The following is a 16,460-nucleotide window of genomic DNA, read 5'->3' on the forward strand; positions in this document are numbered from 1 at the left end:
GCATATTTTGTCATGTTTACGTCATAAATCGCATTTTTTCACATTTATTTCAAATGTTAGACACACTTTCTTCACATTTTTCCTGTATATTATTAGCCATAGAAAGTGATGAGCTTTCTATAATATTTTTCTTTTTCATACGCGCCGGTACGAGAGTACCGGCCTCCTTCCATTTATGGGGTATTTTTTTTCACCCCTTCATAATCGAATTCCGGAATGAAACTTTCGGAAGCAGTTTCCCCCTCCTGGATAAATCCATTTTGAATTCCCATATCTACCGCAGCATCCAGAACTTTTTCATATTCCCGCTTTGTTACTTTTCTGTTCAGCTCTTTAAACTTTTCAAATTTTCTTACTGGTGTATACTGGTTCATGATGCTGATATAAATATTTTCTCCATAAGTTTCATGAAGGTAGTTCAGAACTTCCCTTGAATTTCTGGTATGTCCCGGCAGGATCAGGTGCCGGACGATCGTTCCCCTTCGGATATAACCATCTGCTCCGAATTCACATGGACCTGTCTGTCTCACCATTTCCGCAACAGCTGCCTTTGCAATATCCGGATAGTCTGCCGCAAGAGAATATTTTTCTGCCAGATCTGTTTCCATATACTTCATATCCGGAAGATAAATATCTACATACCCTTCCAGCATTTTCAGTGTTTCAGTCTTTTCGTAACCGCTGGAATTATATACAACCGGAAGATCCATTCCTTCCATACGGGCCTGATCCAGCGCCTGAACAATCTGTGGAACATAATGTGCTCCCGTCACCAGATTGATATTGGCGGCACCTTTTTCTTGCAATTCCAGAAAAATTTCACTTAAACGCTCTACCGTTACCGCCAATCCTCTGCTTCCAATGGCAATATCATGGTTCTGACAGAAGCAGCACCTCAGTCCGCAACCGGAAAAAAACACTGCCCCGGATCCTTTCTTTCCGGAAATACAAGGTTCTTCCCACATATGAAGTGCCGCTCTCGCAAGATAAACCGTTTTATCTTCCCCGCAGAATCCTTTTTTACCGGCATTTCTGTCTACATGACAGTCTCTTGGACAGAGACTGCATGCAGACATGATTTCTTCAGTTTCACTCATAAAATTCCCTCAGTCTGTCACGATCTTAAACCAGTCCTTCTCCTCAAACTCCACCACTGTACAGTCGTTTGCATAAGTGCATTCCGGCAAAATGATCATGGCGTGGAGTACTTCATTGTTTGCCGGCAGAGGGCATAAGTGCCAGATTGCAGCGTTGATCTTTACCATGGAACCTTTTGGTACGAGGAATGCTTTTGCGAGCTGTGGGACAGGGGTTCCGGCGGATGCAGGGGCTACGTGGATGATCATATCGTCGTCCAGCGCTACGATACCTTCCCAGGTGGTTGTGTGATACTCTGCACATTTTACGATCCGATCGTCCTTTTTTACTTCGATGGGTGAAAATGCCATGCTGCCCATGGCTGTTCCGGAAATGCGGTCCGGATAGAATTTGTGGATCTCGCCCTGAAGTGGATATCCGTCGGGATGAGTCATGTCATAAAATGTTCCGTATGGCGCGAATTCCTCTTTTGTGATGGTCACTGCTTTTACTTCTCTCATAATATATATACCTTCTTTCTTTGTAATTTCCCATTATAGAAAAAATCTTATATCAGGCATTCTCTTTTTGTTATTCAATGTATTAATTAACCGAATCAGGGAAGTCCCCTGCAGGATTGTGAAAAACAATCATCCGCTGGTGGAGACTTATTACAAAAAAATGCAGAACATCCATCCAGCCATGTTCTGCATTTAATTTCTTAATTATCTGTAAGTCAAGCGGATAAAATCATCCGCATTCGTTACTTGCTCATAACCGAATAACTGCTTGATCCGGTTAATGTCATGTCCCAACCTTACCGTATCGATTCCGGATATTCCACTCCCTCCGGCATGGGATCCCATTCATTCAGTCCAAGACTCTGCTTGAATTTCGCCTGTTCCAGTGTAAGCTTCGGAAGATCATCTTTCAGGTAATCCATCAGCTCACTGATTCCTTCTCTTGTTTTATTGTTTACCATGAAGATTCTCTCACAGCCCATGTTCTCCATCCACTGTCTGACCATGGGGATATTTGCATGGGGAGAATCCACCTTGGTGATGATCCCGATCAGCGGGCGGAGAAGGAAATTCCTGCTTCCGTCACTGAACAGGTTAAATGGCTCATTAGCCGCCTGTACAATGGCGATCACATCTGCCTCAAAAGAGAAACAGGCTAGCCCCACGCTGAAATGCTTGGACTCCGCATATTCTCCCGGTGAATCAATGGTATCTTCATTTGTGTTGGTATACTGGGTTTTATGATAATGAAGTTCTTCCCCTTTAAGTGCCTGTGTCAGGGATGTCTTGCCGGCTTCACTTCGACCCATCAGAAAAATTTTTTTCATTTATTATCCCGTCCTGCCTCAGCTTCTGTGGATCTCACAGACATCAAACTTCAATGTCTCATGGAAAAAACGCACCACTTCTTCCACAGCTGTCATCACTTCCGTAAAACCGCCTGTCAGAATCAGCGTTCCACAGAAACGATCCATAAATCCTACTTCCACGTGAGCTGCCTTCACTGCAACATCTGCCGCAACTACGATCGCCTCCCAGGGTGTGACTCTGACCATACCGATCGCATCTCCTCTATGGTCCTCGCCTTCATGAACACCGATATGTAACGCAAGATTCTCATAGACAGATTTATCACTTGGTGTAAAAACATGTGCAAAAGAAAGCTCTTTTCCAGGTACACGCACCCGGGTCAGTCGAAGTCTTTTTCCCTTAAGGTTCTCATAATCATCATGAAACAGCCGCTCCAGCAGTTCTTCCTTCGTTATCCTTTCTTCCATGGTGCACTTCCTTATCTCTTGGTGATCTTGCAAACCACATATCCCAGGGTATCACGGAAATAGTCCACGATTTCTTCCATTGCTGTCTGCACATCGGAAATCTCTCCCGTTATGATCAGAGTTCCTGTAAAACGGTCTGCAAAACCAAGATATACATTACCACTCTTCACTGCGATATCGGATGCGATCACAGCAGACTCGGAAGGTGTCATATTCATGATTCCGATCGCAGATGATCCATAGTCCACCTGTGGATTCAGTCCAAGCTTCTGATATATGATCGGTGCCGGACCACCCATGATATGGGCAAATGTGATCTCCTTACCGGCTACGGTCTCCTGTACGATTCTGATCTGGTCTTTATGTTCATCTGCCATGATGATTCCTCGCTTTCAAAAATTTCGTAATATGGCATTGTCAAAATCAATACCATAGTTTTTTCAATCGATTTAATATTCGATAAGCCGGATTTTGTTCATCCGGCTTACAATTTCCCTACGATAAATTTTACTATTTATCCATTTTAATGTCAATACAATTCTTCTAAAACAAGGCAGAAAACAACGTTTTTAAAAATAAAAATCCACAGAAAACAACACTTGTTTTATATCTGTATAGAAAATCAGTCAGAAATTCTTATATTTCCCATTGCCACGATCATCGTTTTGCTCTCACACAAACAGTAAGCAACTTTCAGCAGGACCCAGACACAGCTTAAGTTCATCATACTCAGCTTCTCTCAGAACTCAAATGCCCTCTTAATGCTGTCATAATGCAGGAATTTTCCCTCAGCCGCAAACGCCCTGATCTGATCCAGAGTTGCAAACATATATCCGTCTGTTTCTTCAGTCTGAAGTTCCAGATCCTTATCCTGCACATCCATCACAAAACGGTACACATCCACAAAATAATTATCTCCCTCACCAGGATTCTCTCTTTTATAGGTAAAAAGATATCCTCCCTCTGCCTCTCTTACATCCAGTCCTGTCTCTTCTTTTACCTCACGGAGCACTGCCTCCCTGGATCCCTCACCTGCCTGGGCAGCGCCACCGGAAACTTCCCACCAGCCCGGAGCCCAGGCTTTTGTCATCACACGTTTGGTGATCAGAAAGGTTTTATCCGGCCTTGCAACCACGCCAAGGACTGTCAGATGATATTCCCCATCTTTCAGACACCAGTCATTCCGTTTCATGGTACGTCCCGTCGGTTTCTTATCTGCATCGTAAATATCCCAGAATTCCATTTTTCTATCTCCTGTCTTTATACAGTACACGGTAATACGATCTTATATTTAACCACCTGCAGCAGCAAATATAAATTACGGATATCTGCCCCGTCTCCCCGCATTCTGTATCTTTTTTATTTGTTATGATAACACGCTAAAGTCCTGTATGTAAACCCTGGAATCCTGCACTATTTTCCAGTCACTTTCCATCCGCTAAAAATCTATAGATTATTTTTATTATATTACTGGTATTATGAATTAGTTTTATAGATATTTTTGTTATATAATTAACACAAACAAACGATTCTATTAAAAAATAACCAGGGAGGTTTTTCCAGATGAAGAATGATTATCCGCATATTTTTTCCCCTTTAACCGTTAAAAATATGACTATTAAGAACCGTATTGTTATGATGCCGATGGGTACCAACTACGGTGAGCAGAACGGCGAAATGAGTTTTCTTCATATCAACTACTATGAGCAGCGTGCAAAGGGTGGCACAGGCCTCATTATCGTAGAGAACGCAAGCATCGATTCCCCGCAAGGTTCCAACGGTACTACCCAGCTTCGTATCGATCATGACAACTATCTTCCACGTCTTTTCAAATTCTGTGAGAACATCCACAGATATGGAACAAAGATTGCGATCCAGATCAACCATGCAGGAGCTTCCGCAATTTCTTCCAGGATCAACATGCAGCCGGTTTCCGCATCTGATGTTCCGTCAAAAGAAGGCGGCGAGATCCCGCGTCCTCTTTCCAGAGAAGAGATCCTTCACATTGTAAAGAAATACGGCGAGGCTGCAAAACGTGCACAGACAGCCGGTTTTGACGCAGTAGAGATCCACGCAGGACATTCCTACCTGATCAGCCAGTTCCTTTCCCCGATCACAAACAAGCGTACCGACGAGTTCGGCGGATCTGTTGAGAACCGTACCCGTTTCTGCCGCATGGTCATCGACGAGGTAAGAAAACAGGTCGGACCATTCTTTCCGATCATGCTCCGTCTCAGTGCAGATGAGCTGATGGAAGGTGGAAACACACTTGATGATACTCTGGAATATCTGGATTACCTTCAGGAAGAAGTTGATATCTTCGACGTTTCCTGCGGTCTCAACGGTTCCATCCAGTACCAGATCGACGCAAACTATCTTCCGGATGGATGGCGTTCCTACATGGCAAAAGCTGTAAAAGAAAAATTCAACAAACCGTGTATTTCCATGGGTAACATCCGTGACCCGAAAGTTGCCGAGAGAATCCTCGCTGACGGCGACGCAGATCTTATCGGTATGGGACGCGGCCTTATCGCTGATCCTGCATGGGTAAACAAAGTTGCCACAGGGCATGAGTGCGATCTCCGCAAATGTATCTCCTGTAACATTGGATGCGCCGGAAACCGTATCGGTGTAAACCGTCCGATCCGCTGTACCGTAAACCCGTCTGTTCTTGAGGGCGATGTATATAAGAAACTGCATGTAAACAAAAACTGCAACGTGGTTGTTATCGGCGGTGGTACTGCCGGACTGGAAGCTGCCTGCACAGCCGCAGAGGTTGGCTGCAACACCTTCCTTCTGGAAAAAGGCAGCGAGCTTGGCGGACTTGCATCTCTGATCTCAAAAATCCCTGCAAAGAACCGTCTGGCTGATTTCCCGCACTATCTCATGCACCGCGCAGAGCAGCTTGAGAACCTTTATATCTTCACAAATACAGAAGGAACACCGGAGAACATTCGCAAGTTCCATCCGAATATCATCGTAAGTTCCACCGGTTCCGCTCCTCTTCTGCCTCCGATCGCAGGACTGAAGGATCGTATTGACAACGAGGACTATAATATTTATTCTATTCTTGGTATGATCAACCACATTAATGATTTTCCAAAGGATCTGGAAGGCAAAAAAGTCGTTGTCGTAGGCGGCGGTGCTGTAGGTCTTGATGTTGTGGAATTCTTCGCAGACAGAAATGCAGACATCTCTATCGTTGAGATGATGGATCAGATCGGACGTGACCTTGATCCGGTAAGCAAGAACGACACAAAGGCCATGATGAAAAAACACAATGTACATCAGCTTACAAAAACTGCTCTCCTTGAGGTTAAGGATTCTTCCTTCCTTGTAAAAGGTGACGGCGAGCCTTATGAGCTTCCATTTGAATACGGTTTCGTATGTCTCGGAATGAGAGCCCAGGGACAGCTTTACCAGAGCCTTGCAGAAGAATTTTCTTCTGAGGATGTTGAGATCATGAACATCGGCGACAGCCAGAGAGCAAGAAGAATCATTGACGGTACCCAGGAAGGACGTAACATCCTTACCATTCTCGAGCAGAGAGGATACCTTTAATATCATCGCTATAACCTCCTGACGGGCATTTTCATATGTTATAAAGTCCGCTCCACGGAGTGTCTATAGATTTTCCACGTCTTCCTCCCGCTGCAGCCGTCCGAAGAACATCCGCAACTTCTTCAGACTGATGTGGCGGGAGGTTTTAAAAAAGTTACCCAAGATTTTTACCAATGAGAGGAGTTATTACCATGTCAGAAAGAATCACAGGACACACAGAGCTCATCGGTCTTATGGCTTATCCGATCCGTCACTCCAGCTCTCCTGCCATGCAGAACGAAGCTTTTGCAAAGCTTGGCTATGACTATGCATACCTTGCATTTGAAGTTGGCGCAGATGAGATCGAGGATGCTGTAAAAGCCATCCGTACTCTGAAAATGAGAGGTTCCAACGTTTCCATGCCGAACAAGACTCTGGTAGGCCAGTACCTTGACGAGCTTTCACCGGCAGCAGAAATGTGCGGTGCTGTAAACACCATCGTCAATGATCACGGCCATCTTACAGGCCACATCACAGATGGCATCGGATTTATGGCAGCACTGAAAGACAACAACATTGACGCCATCGGAAAGAAAATGACCATCGTAGGCGCAGGCGGTGCTGCTACTGCTATTGAGATCCAGGCTGCACTTGACGGTGTAGGCGAGATCGTGATCTTTAACCGTAAGGATGAGTTCTGGGACCGTGCCGTATCTACTGTTGAAAAGATCAACACAAGAACATCCAGCCACGCAGTTCTCTATGATCTCTCCGACCTTGACCAGCTGAAAAAAGAAATGGCTGACAGTTATATTTTTGTAAATGCCACAGGCGTTGGAATGAAACCGCTGGAAGGCCAGTCCGTTGTCCCGGATAAATCTTATTTCCGTCCGGAGCTTATCGTTGTTGACGTACCATACTCCCCTCTTGAAACCACTATGCGTTCCATGGCAAAGGAAGTTGGCTGCAAGACAATGAACGGCCTTGGCATGATGCTTTTCCAGGGCTCCGCTGCATTTGAACTGTGGACCGGCGAGCCGATGCCGATCGAGCATATGAAAGAGATTCTTAATATCAGATACGATGACTGATAAAATCCCATCCGTATCGGAAAGGACCATTATGAAAACAGTTCAGGTAAGAAATATCACAATCGGAGAGGGCAGACCGAAGATCTGTGTCCCGATCGTTGGACAGACAAAGGAGGATATCCTTCTTGAAGCAGGAACCTTCGAAAGAATCCCGGTGGATGTTGTAGAATGGCGTGTGGACTGGTTCGAGAATGTTTTTGACACAGACAAAGTTCTTGATGTGGCAAAAGATCTCCAGACCGTTTTAAAGGACACTCCGATTCTCTTTACCTTCCGTACTGCAAAGGAAGGCGGAGAAAAAGCAATCTCCAGCGAAGATTACAAAGCCCTCAACATGGCTGTTGCAAAAAGCGGCTATGTAGATTTCATTGATGTAGAAGCCTTCACAGGCGAAGAGATCGTAAAAAGCATGATCCAGGAAGCTCACAGCTATGGCGTAAAAGTCATCGCTTCCAACCATGATTTTGATGCAACTCCTGAGAAAGATGAGATCGTGCGCCGTCTCCGCATGATGCAGGATTATGGCGCAGATATCCCGAAGATGGCTGTTATGCCTAAGAGCAAACAGGACGTACTTACCCTTTTAAGTGCAACACTGGAAATGTCCGAGCAGTTCGCCGACCGCCCGATCATTACCATGTCCATGGCAGGAACCGGTGTTGTCAGCCGTCTCACTGGCGAAACCTTTGGTTCCGCCCTTACCTTCGGTGCCGCTACCAAAGCTTCCGCACCGGGGCAGATCAATGTCAACGAGCTTGAACAGGTTCTTGACATTATCCACAAAAGCCTGTGATCCTGTAACCTCCCATTGAAAGGATCTACGGCTTCGTTTAAGAAAGAACGTGAATTATAGACCAAATTTTAATCCCAATTAATGTAACAAATTTAACCAAATAGCAAATGCGGATGATTTTATCCGCTTTAATCCCATAATAGCAAATCTATTTTGTAACAAAAACAAATCTCATGACAAAAATAGGAACTGCGCTGACCCATCCAGTGCAGTTCCTATTTTCTTTTATCGCTTTACTTATTATTTCTCAGTTTTTTCCTCAATGACATTTTCCTGTGATTTTTTCCTTGGGTCCCAGTTGGAAAGGAAGATATTCAGTCCGAAACCAACAGCCAGAGCCCATGCAGATGCCCATGCAGTTCCCTGGGTTGCAAGGACAGCAGCCATAACACCTGCGATCATCTTGTCACGGTCTGTCTTACAGTAATCCATACCGATCCTTGCACAGACAAAGGCCTGGAACATCAGAGTGATGGAAGAACCAACTCCGAAGATCGGGCGGAAGAAACTTACAACTGGAATGATCAGCACACTTAAGAAAGTTGCAATACGGAAGGACGCCATACCGCCAAGAAGAGACTTCATGGCTTTCTTTCCTTCTTTGTAACGGATGGAGACAGATACGGTCATGCCAACCCATAACGGACCGGAAAGGGGCGGGAACGGTGCGATGATGGAAAGAATCAGATTTCGAAGTCCGCTGACCAGGTTGGAACGGCTGGAATTGAAATCAATGTACTCATCATCTCTGGACTGACGTGCCTCAGTAACCAGGGTTTCTGTGGTAACAAAATCACCAAATGCGATAACATAGCATACAAGTGCCAGAGGAAGCGCTTTGATAAACATGGAAAGCGGCGGGATTCCCACACCGAAAATACTTACCTGTGAGATGATCTCTTTAAACTGCGGGATCTTGATAAAAGTTCCAATCTCTAATCCCGGTTTGTCCAGCTCCCCCACAAGAAGGCCAACTACCATGGCGATTAGATACGGGAAAAGGTTTCCATAGCGGGCAACAAGATCCAGAAATTTATTGTTCTTTCTCTTCTCCTGGTATTTATCCGAAAAACTGATCAGGATCAGAAGGCCAACACCTGCGACGATCGCCAAGGGATATTTGTGCATATTGCCGCCCTCTCCCAGCTGACCTGCCATAACCGTAACCGGCGCTGCAAGAAGGATTCCACCCTTGACGGAATCCGGTACAGCATGGACAAATTTATCCGCAAGTTTGGTAACGCCCATAAATATGAACACAAGACCAACCAGCATCTGCAGGGCGATCATTGCCTGGATACGCTCTTTTCCCAGGGGAAAGCCTTCCAGAAATACGATAGTCAGCGGAAGGGTCGGCGTGATCCATCCGGGAACTACCGGATCACCAAGTAAACTGTGTAGCATATACAGCATGGTTTCTATGATGACACAGCTCCATGCCAGCTCATAAGGCAGTCCCAGATACTGTTCCAGATAAGGGACAGCTGCAAGTGCCGTAACGCCAAGGATCAGGCCCTGGATAAATTCTACGGACTCAAGTTTGTAATGAATAAAGGGAAGACGAACCTGAAATGGCCCAAACGGAATGTAGGGCAGTTCGTTTTCTCTTCTCTGTCTTGCTGCACGCGCCATAACGATTCTCCTTTGTCAGTTTTTTTGATAATACATATATAGTATCTTTTGTTCTGGAAGTTTGTTAATTAACAAACATTTCCAGAAACATCAAAGTCCAATCCGGGAATTGTTCCCGAATTGGAACTTTATTTTGTACAGATTCCGTCATCTTCGTCCGAATCCATACAATGATTGTTACGGTTCACTCCGTGACCTGCGAACCGTAACTGATCATTCACTTATTTCCACCCTGTCTCAGGCTTCTTTTCCACGGTTCATCTTGACAAACAGTGCAAGAAGGATTCCAATGAATGTCACTGCCATGTTAAGAAGCAGGATCATTCTCGGAGCGCTGGTTCCGGCAGTCTTTGTAATGTAACCTGCCAGTGTCAGGATGGTATAGTTTGCAACGCTGGATGCGATCATAACCATGGATGTTGCAGTTCCCTTGTTCTCCGGGAAGAATTCAGCGGTTGTGGAAACTGCCAGCTGCAATACACCGCCTGCGCCTGCGAAACCGATGACAAATCCACCGATGAGGCAGATAGTCGGGTTCTGGATAAAGTAGCACAGTCCCAGCATGATAAAGGAAATCAGCGGATAGATGATCAGGATATTGATCTCTTTCAGTCCTTTTTTGATAAATACAGAGGAACACAGGATCGCTGCAAAAGTTCCAACTGCATAGAAGGACTGGATCTTGGAAGGATCACTTAAATTATAAAGTTTTCCAAGCTCCTGGTTACAGTTCAGCCACAGCATGAATGTGGAAGAACTTGTAAATCCAATGAGGATCGCTGCAATTGCCGCAGGAGTGATCTTTAACTTTGTTTTCTCTTTCTTTTCTGCACCTGTTGTATTTCTGTCCGGGAATGGCAGGAACAGGATCAGGATTCCATCGATGAAGATTGCAGCACCTGCAACGATAAAGATGGTTCTGTAGGACATATTAGCCGCTGCTACGAATCCGATGAGGAACGGAAGTAGGAACTGACTGATACACATGGAGAATTTTGTAAACAGGTTCGCCACAGAAGGATTGTTTACATAGATTTCCATGCATGTAGGGCTTACACAGGTATCCAGGAAAGAGTTTGCGATACCACCTACAATGGCAAAGGCATAGGCAACGCCCATAGACGGAGCAAATGCGATTCCCATAAAGTATGCTGCATAGCAGATCACACCAATGATTCCACTTAATCTGCGTCCGAATTTGTCGGACAGGGGACCGGAAAACGGAAGGGAGATCAGTCTTCCAAGTCCCAGTGCAGCGATTACGGATACTACCATGCTGACATCCATAGTTCCGTCACTTAAAGCCTTTGCTCCCCAGTGAGCCGCAAGCTCCGGCTTGTACTGGCCCATGATGGAAGCTCCGATTCCGTGAATGAAATATGTAAAATACAGCGCGATAGAAGTAATTACCAAATTTTTCTTACCTGTCTGGCTCATGATCCTTATTTCCCTTCGTTCTCAGCCTGGAATTTCTGGTACTCATCTGTAGGCATCTCAAGTCCTGTGTACAGTTTATAGGACTCAGCGCCCTGCCACAGAAGCATTCCTTTTCCGCCTACTGCAAGTTTTACGCCTGCTTCTTTTGCCTCTTTTACCATTCTTGTCTCTGCAGGATTGTATACGCAGTCAGCAACGACAAGATCTTTGTGGAACATGGATTTGTCAACCAGAGTAAGGTCATCGTGTGGTTTCATTCCTGCAAGTGTTCCGTTTGCAAGAATGTCTGCGTTTGCGATCTCTTCTCTCAGTTTGTCCTGATCGTCCAGGCAGTATACGCTTACTTTGCAGTCCGGTACTTCTTTTGCAAGCTTCTCTGCTGTTCCTTTTGCTCTTTCAAGGAACGGGTCATCCGGATTGAAGATCGCGATGGATGCTGCTCCGTCAAGGGCACACTGTACAGTAAGAGCTGTAGCTGCTCCGCCTGCTCCTAAGACTACCATCTTTTTGCCTTTTACGTCAACGCCGTGCTCTTTTAAGTTGCGGACAAATCCGATACCGTCTGTGATATGTCCTACAAGTTTTCCATCCTCATTCACAATGGTGTTTACAGCGCCGATGATCTTTGCTGCCGGTGAAAGCTCGTCTACACACTGAGCTACTTTGTTCTTGCAAGGCATGGTTACGTTGCATCCTCTCATTTTGAAAAGGCGCATTGCATCAAGAGCTGCCGGAACCTGATCCTCTTTGATATCGAATGCCATGTAAGCATAGTCCAGGTTATGGTACTGGAAGCTGAAGTTGTACATAGCCGGTGATCCGGAGTGTCCTACCGGACTTCCGATCAGCGCGAGTAAACCAGTTGTTCCTTTAATTCTCTGTTCCATTTCTTTTTTCCTCCTGCATTCTCTCCTTGCAGCCACCGGATGTTTTCTCCGGTGCCTGTCAGGATGTTTCTTTTATTTTTCTTCTGTCCTGTTTATTGGACAATTATTTTCTTGTGTATTGATATGATCCGGTGCCTGACGCTGTCAGGCGGATATCCCATCAGAGTCTGGAAGCTACCTCATAAGCCTCTTTTGTTGCATCCAGTGCACGTCTTGCACGGATGGCATCTCCGATCACGTGTGTCTCAGGTACAAGATCTTTGATCTTTTCTTCAAGTGGATTGTAATTGCGGAATCCCATGGAAAGGATAACGGAATCATATCCTCTTGTCTCATGACGTACTCCGTCAGCTGTCTCGTACTCTACACCGTCTTCATAGAATTTGCATACCTTTGCTCCGGTGATCTCTTTGATTCCGTAGTCCTCGAAATCTTTCATGAGATAGACTCTGTGCTCATGGATCACGTCTGCACCTACGGTATCACGGAACTCGATCACCGTTACATCATGCTCCTGCTCGCCCAGGAATGCAGCGGTCTCACATCCTACCATTCCACCGCCCACAACAAGAACTTTTTTGCCTGCTGGTCTCTTTCCGTCCAGAAGATCAGAACCGTGGATGATGGCCGGATTGTCGATTCCCTCGATAGGAAGGATCAGAGTCTTGGAACCCGTTGCGATGATCACACTGTCCGGTTTCTCCTCTTTGATAAGCTCCGGAGTTACCTCACAGTTCATCACGATCTTCACGCCGTCTTTCTGGCAGCGGTGGATATAGCTGCGGATCATGTTTGTGATATCACCTTTTCCTGGTGGATAAGCCGCAAGTCTCATGTTTCCGCCGAGAACATCTCCTGCTTCATAAAGTGTTACTTCGTGTCCTTTCTCTTTTGCGATAAATGCAGCGCAAAGTCCTGCAACACCACCGCCGATCACCATAACTTTCTTCGGATTCTCTGTCTTAGCAATTGGCTCTGCCTCATGTCCAAGAAACGGGTTGGTCAGACAGCAAATCGGGTTTCCTGCATACATGTTTGCAACACATCCCTGAAGACAGGCGATACATGGAGTCATATCCTCCAGACGCTCTTCCAGTGCTTTTTTCGGCATAGCAGGATCTGCAAGGCTCTGACGGCCAAATGCTACAAGGTCTGCTCTTCCTTCTTTTACCATCAGTTCTGCAAACTGTGGCTCTGTATAACGTCCGACTGTGATCACCGGAATGTTTACCGCACGTTTGATCTCCTCAACCTCTGATGCGGAGAATCCACCATGGATAACCGTCGGTGCCCACATAAATTCATCTTTGATATGAACGGCACGGGATACGTGAATGGCATCCAGTCCGCAGCTTTCCAGGTATGCTGCGATCGCCGCGCTGTCATGGATGTCAAGGCCGCCTGGAACCTCATCTGCACAGTTGATTCTTGCAAGGATCGCAATCCTGCCCTGTGTTGTTTTCTTGATCTCCTCAATGATCAGGCGTGAGAAACGCATGCGGTTCTCAAAGCATCCGCCAAACTCATCCACTCTCTTGTTTGTTCTTGGAGAGAGGAATGTGCTTACCAGATAGCCGTGTGCCATATGGATCTCAACAGCATCTGCACCTGCTTCCATGGCTCTTCTTGCTGCCTCGCCATATCCTTTGATCAGCTCATAAACTTCCTCTGTTGTAAGCTGTTTCGGAATGTCACGTCCACATACAGACGGGATGCTGGTTGCTGCTGTGATCGGTGCTCCTGCGTTCTTTGCATTTCCTTCCGGACCTGCATTCTGAAACTGGATGGAAACTTTTGCACCTTCCGCATGGCATCCGTCAATAACTTTGCGGAAGCTCTCGATGGTAGAATCATCATAGAGACATGGTTTACGCGGGCCGCCCTTTGCGCCTTTGTGAACGACGGTAGCCTCGATAGTGATCAGGCCAAATCCGCCTTTTGCTCTTTCCTTATAATATGCAGCGGACTGCTCGCTCATAGTTCCGTCTGTATTTGCAAAGTTATTTCCCATTGGCGGAACAACGAAACGGTTTTTTACGGTCATAGGGCCGATCTCGATCGGCTGAAACATCGCATTGAATTTCATGTGGGTTCTCCTTTCTGATTAAAGTACCTCTGGCCAGGCTTCTTCCAGTACCTTCTTTGTGTTCTCGTATGTATGTTTTGCAGCATACTCGATACCTTTTTCAAGGTTTGCATCGCTGATAACCTCTACGCCGATAGCGTTTGGTTTAATTCCTTTTTCACGGATCATTTTCACGAACGGTACGGTTGTTCCGATTCCGGTTCCAGGAGCAAGGCGGTCATGCATGGACTCATCTCTTAAGATAGTTGTCGCATATGGTCTTTCCCATACATCGTTGATCTGGATGGATACGATCTTATCTGCCGGGATTCCCTCAAGTACAGAAAGTTCGATCGGCTGGTTTGCTCTTACCCAGTGCCATGTATCGAGGATCAGTTTTGCATTCTCGCAGTCAGCAGCTTTTACAACAGCCCAGCCTTTTTTTACATCCGGGATTCCGCTGTATGGCATTGGCTCAACGCCGATGATGTATTTGCCAGCTCTCTGACAGAGCTCACGAAGTTTCTGTGCTGTATACTCCACAGAATAGTTCTCCATCAGTCCACAGTTGATCTGTTTTACGTTAAATAATTCACACATATGGAAGCAGAGCTGTTCTTTGTATTTCTGCTCGTAGGAACGATGCTCCTCTGCCCACTGTACGATATACTCAACCTCTGTTACCTTCATGTCATATTTATCCAGGATTGCCAGGATATCCTTATCGAAAAGTCCCTCATTCAGGGCATCTACGTAGGTTTCCGCTCTCAGGCCGATTCCCTCATAGCCAGCTTCTTTGGCAGCTTTTACACGGTCCTCAAATTTGCACTGATCCCCAAGTGTCCAGGAACTGATTGTAATTGGAAATTCTTTTGACATGATAACTCCTCCTGAAAATATAAATAATTTTTTTAGGTTTTTTTTAATTATTTTGTATCTTTTTTCTATAAGCATTATATAACTTCGTTAAATACAAAACAAATTGATTGTACCAGGAGAATTCATAGATTTTATCAATATATCGTGGTATACTATATAAAAACATTTTCACTGTACTGCCACCGTCACAGCAGTCAGACCGGCAATTCCTTCTGATCATCCGACTTCACTGGAATCTGCCTGAATAAAACATTCAGCTAAACTTACGAAAGGAGCTTCGAAAATGAACCTGTATCATCTTCGTTATTTCGTGACACTGGCGCATCTGGAACATTACACGAAAGCTGCTGATGTTCTGGCGATCACACAGCCCAGTTTAAGTCATGCGATCTCTTCCCTGGAGGAAGAACTTGGAGTGAAATTATTTGAAAAAAACGGACGGAATGTTTCTCTCACCAAATATGGCAAGACTTTTCTGGGAGATGTGGAAGAAACCCTGAACCGGCTGGATTCCTCTGTAAACGGCCTCCAGCTTGCAGGAAAAGGAGAAGGGCAAATTGATGTGGCTTTTCTCAGGACCCTTGGAGTTGATTTTGTGCCGAAGATCATCCGCAATTTTCTCACCGCCAACGAAGGAAAACAGATCAATTTCAATCTGTTCTGTGACAAGGTTCTTACCGGCGATATCCTTACCGGGCTGAAAGAGAAGAAATATGATATCGGCTTCTGTTCCAAATTTGATGACGAACCGCTGATCGAGTTTATCCCGGTTGCCAAACAGGACCTGGTGGTTATTGTTCCGCCCGGCCATCCTCTTGCGGAGAAATCCGAGATCCATCTGGAGGAAACCCTTCCTTACAAACAGATCATTTTTAAGAAACGAAGTGGGCTCCGCCAGATCATCGACCAGCTGTTTAAGAGTATCGGTCAGTACCCGGATGTGGCCTTTGAGATCGATGAGGACCAGGTTGCCGCAGGATTTGTTGCCAATGATTTCGGCATCTGCATTGCCCCGGATATCCCCATCCTTCATTCTTTGGATCTTAAGATCCTGCCCCTTGTTTCTCCAAGCTGGCAGAGAAATTTCTACATGGCCATGCTGAAAGATGTATACCATCCTCCGGTTGTGGAAGCCTTTAAGAAGTTTGTGATCGAGAAAACATCAAAAGAGATTTTCTATAAAACAAATTAAGAGCTTCGGGAGACCTTCCAAAGGAGATCTCCTGACAGCCAAAAAGACAGCTGTCCAATTCCCGTCTTG

General features: G+C 45.5%; 15 protein-coding genes. 4 read left to right on the forward strand and 11 right to left on the reverse strand.

Going from position 1 to position 16,460, the window contains the following annotated elements; all coding sequences use genetic code 11:
- Positions 1–173: 173 nt before the first annotated feature.
- From G5B12_RS06540 to G5B12_RS06565, 6 genes are all read right to left on the reverse strand, one after another.
- On the reverse strand, positions 174–1,097 hold the full coding sequence (locus G5B12_RS06540) for a radical SAM protein (RefSeq protein WP_244096055.1): 924 nt from the start codon (positions 1,095–1,097) through the stop codon (positions 174–176).
- A gap of 9 nt (positions 1,098–1,106) precedes the next feature.
- Positions 1,107–1,598 carry a DUF4867 family protein gene (locus tag G5B12_RS06545; protein ID WP_021977222.1) on the reverse strand — a complete coding sequence of 164 codons (492 nt, stop codon included), beginning with the start codon at positions 1,596–1,598 and terminating at the stop codon, positions 1,107–1,109.
- Between the two features lie 296 nt (positions 1,599–1,894).
- Positions 1,895–2,425 (reverse strand): EutP/PduV family microcompartment system protein, encoded by a 531-nt coding sequence (locus G5B12_RS06550; protein ID WP_021977223.1) that lies wholly within the window; start codon positions 2,423–2,425, stop codon positions 1,895–1,897.
- Positions 2,426–2,443: 18 nt separating this feature from the next.
- Positions 2,444–2,875: a BMC domain-containing protein gene (locus G5B12_RS06555; RefSeq protein ID WP_021977224.1), complete on the reverse strand. Its 432-nt coding sequence runs from the start codon at positions 2,873–2,875 to the stop codon at positions 2,444–2,446.
- Between the two features lie 11 nt (positions 2,876–2,886).
- Positions 2,887–3,252: a BMC domain-containing protein gene (locus G5B12_RS06560; RefSeq protein WP_021977225.1), complete on the reverse strand. Its 366-nt coding sequence runs from the start codon at positions 3,250–3,252 to the stop codon at positions 2,887–2,889.
- Positions 3,253–3,614: 362 nt separating this feature from the next.
- The gene (locus G5B12_RS06565) at positions 3,615–4,118 is read right to left on the reverse strand and encodes an NUDIX hydrolase (protein WP_021977226.1); all 504 of its coding nucleotides are present in this window, start codon (positions 4,116–4,118) and stop codon (positions 3,615–3,617) included.
- A 320-nt stretch (positions 4,119–4,438) separates the two neighbouring features.
- Between G5B12_RS06565 and G5B12_RS06570 the strand changes: the two genes are divergently transcribed.
- From G5B12_RS06570 to aroD, 3 genes are all read left to right on the forward strand, one after another.
- Positions 4,439–6,436, forward strand: a complete 1,998-nt coding sequence (locus tag G5B12_RS06570) for an oxidoreductase (protein WP_174087946.1) — start codon at positions 4,439–4,441, stop codon at positions 6,434–6,436.
- A 191-nt stretch (positions 6,437–6,627) separates the two neighbouring features.
- Positions 6,628–7,506 (forward strand): shikimate dehydrogenase, encoded by an 879-nt coding sequence (locus G5B12_RS06575; RefSeq protein WP_021977228.1) that lies wholly within the window; start codon positions 6,628–6,630, stop codon positions 7,504–7,506.
- 31 nt (positions 7,507–7,537) lie between these two features.
- The gene (gene aroD, locus G5B12_RS06580) at positions 7,538–8,299 is read left to right on the forward strand and encodes a type I 3-dehydroquinate dehydratase (protein ID WP_021977229.1); all 762 of its coding nucleotides are present in this window, start codon (positions 7,538–7,540) and stop codon (positions 8,297–8,299) included.
- Positions 8,300–8,539: 240 nt separating this feature from the next.
- On the opposite strand, the gene G5B12_RS06585 is transcribed toward aroD, so the two are convergent.
- The 5 genes from G5B12_RS06585 to G5B12_RS06605 form a co-directional block, all read right to left on the reverse strand.
- A complete protein-coding gene (locus tag G5B12_RS06585; RefSeq protein WP_021977230.1) occupies positions 8,540–9,931 on the reverse strand; it encodes a hypothetical protein in 1,392 nt (463 codons plus the stop codon).
- Positions 9,932–10,168: 237 nt separating this feature from the next.
- Positions 10,169–11,368 (reverse strand): MFS transporter, encoded by a 1,200-nt coding sequence (locus G5B12_RS06590; protein ID WP_118062140.1) that lies wholly within the window; start codon positions 11,366–11,368, stop codon positions 10,169–10,171.
- 5 nt (positions 11,369–11,373) lie between these two features.
- Entirely contained in the window at positions 11,374–12,255 is an 882-nt protein-coding gene (gene aroE, locus G5B12_RS06595; RefSeq protein WP_021977232.1) for a shikimate dehydrogenase, read from the reverse strand.
- Between the two features lie 160 nt (positions 12,256–12,415).
- Positions 12,416–14,341, reverse strand: a complete 1,926-nt coding sequence (locus tag G5B12_RS06600) for an oxidoreductase (RefSeq protein ID WP_174087947.1) — start codon at positions 14,339–14,341, stop codon at positions 12,416–12,418.
- An 18-nt stretch (positions 14,342–14,359) separates the two neighbouring features.
- Complete coding sequence (locus tag G5B12_RS06605) at positions 14,360–15,199, reverse strand: sugar phosphate isomerase/epimerase family protein (RefSeq protein WP_118062138.1); 840 nt, start codon at positions 15,197–15,199, stop codon at positions 14,360–14,362.
- A 283-nt stretch (positions 15,200–15,482) separates the two neighbouring features.
- On the opposite strand from G5B12_RS06605, the gene G5B12_RS06610 reads away from it, so the two are divergent.
- Positions 15,483–16,391 carry a LysR family transcriptional regulator gene (locus G5B12_RS06610; RefSeq protein WP_021977236.1) on the forward strand — a complete coding sequence of 303 codons (909 nt, stop codon included), beginning with the start codon at positions 15,483–15,485 and terminating at the stop codon, positions 16,389–16,391.
- Positions 16,392–16,460 lie beyond the last annotated feature (69 nt).

Origin of the sequence: Blautia sp. MSK.20.85 (genome assembly GCF_013317245.1) — a bacterium.
Lineage (GTDB): Bacteria > Bacillota > Clostridia > Lachnospirales > Lachnospiraceae > Blautia_A.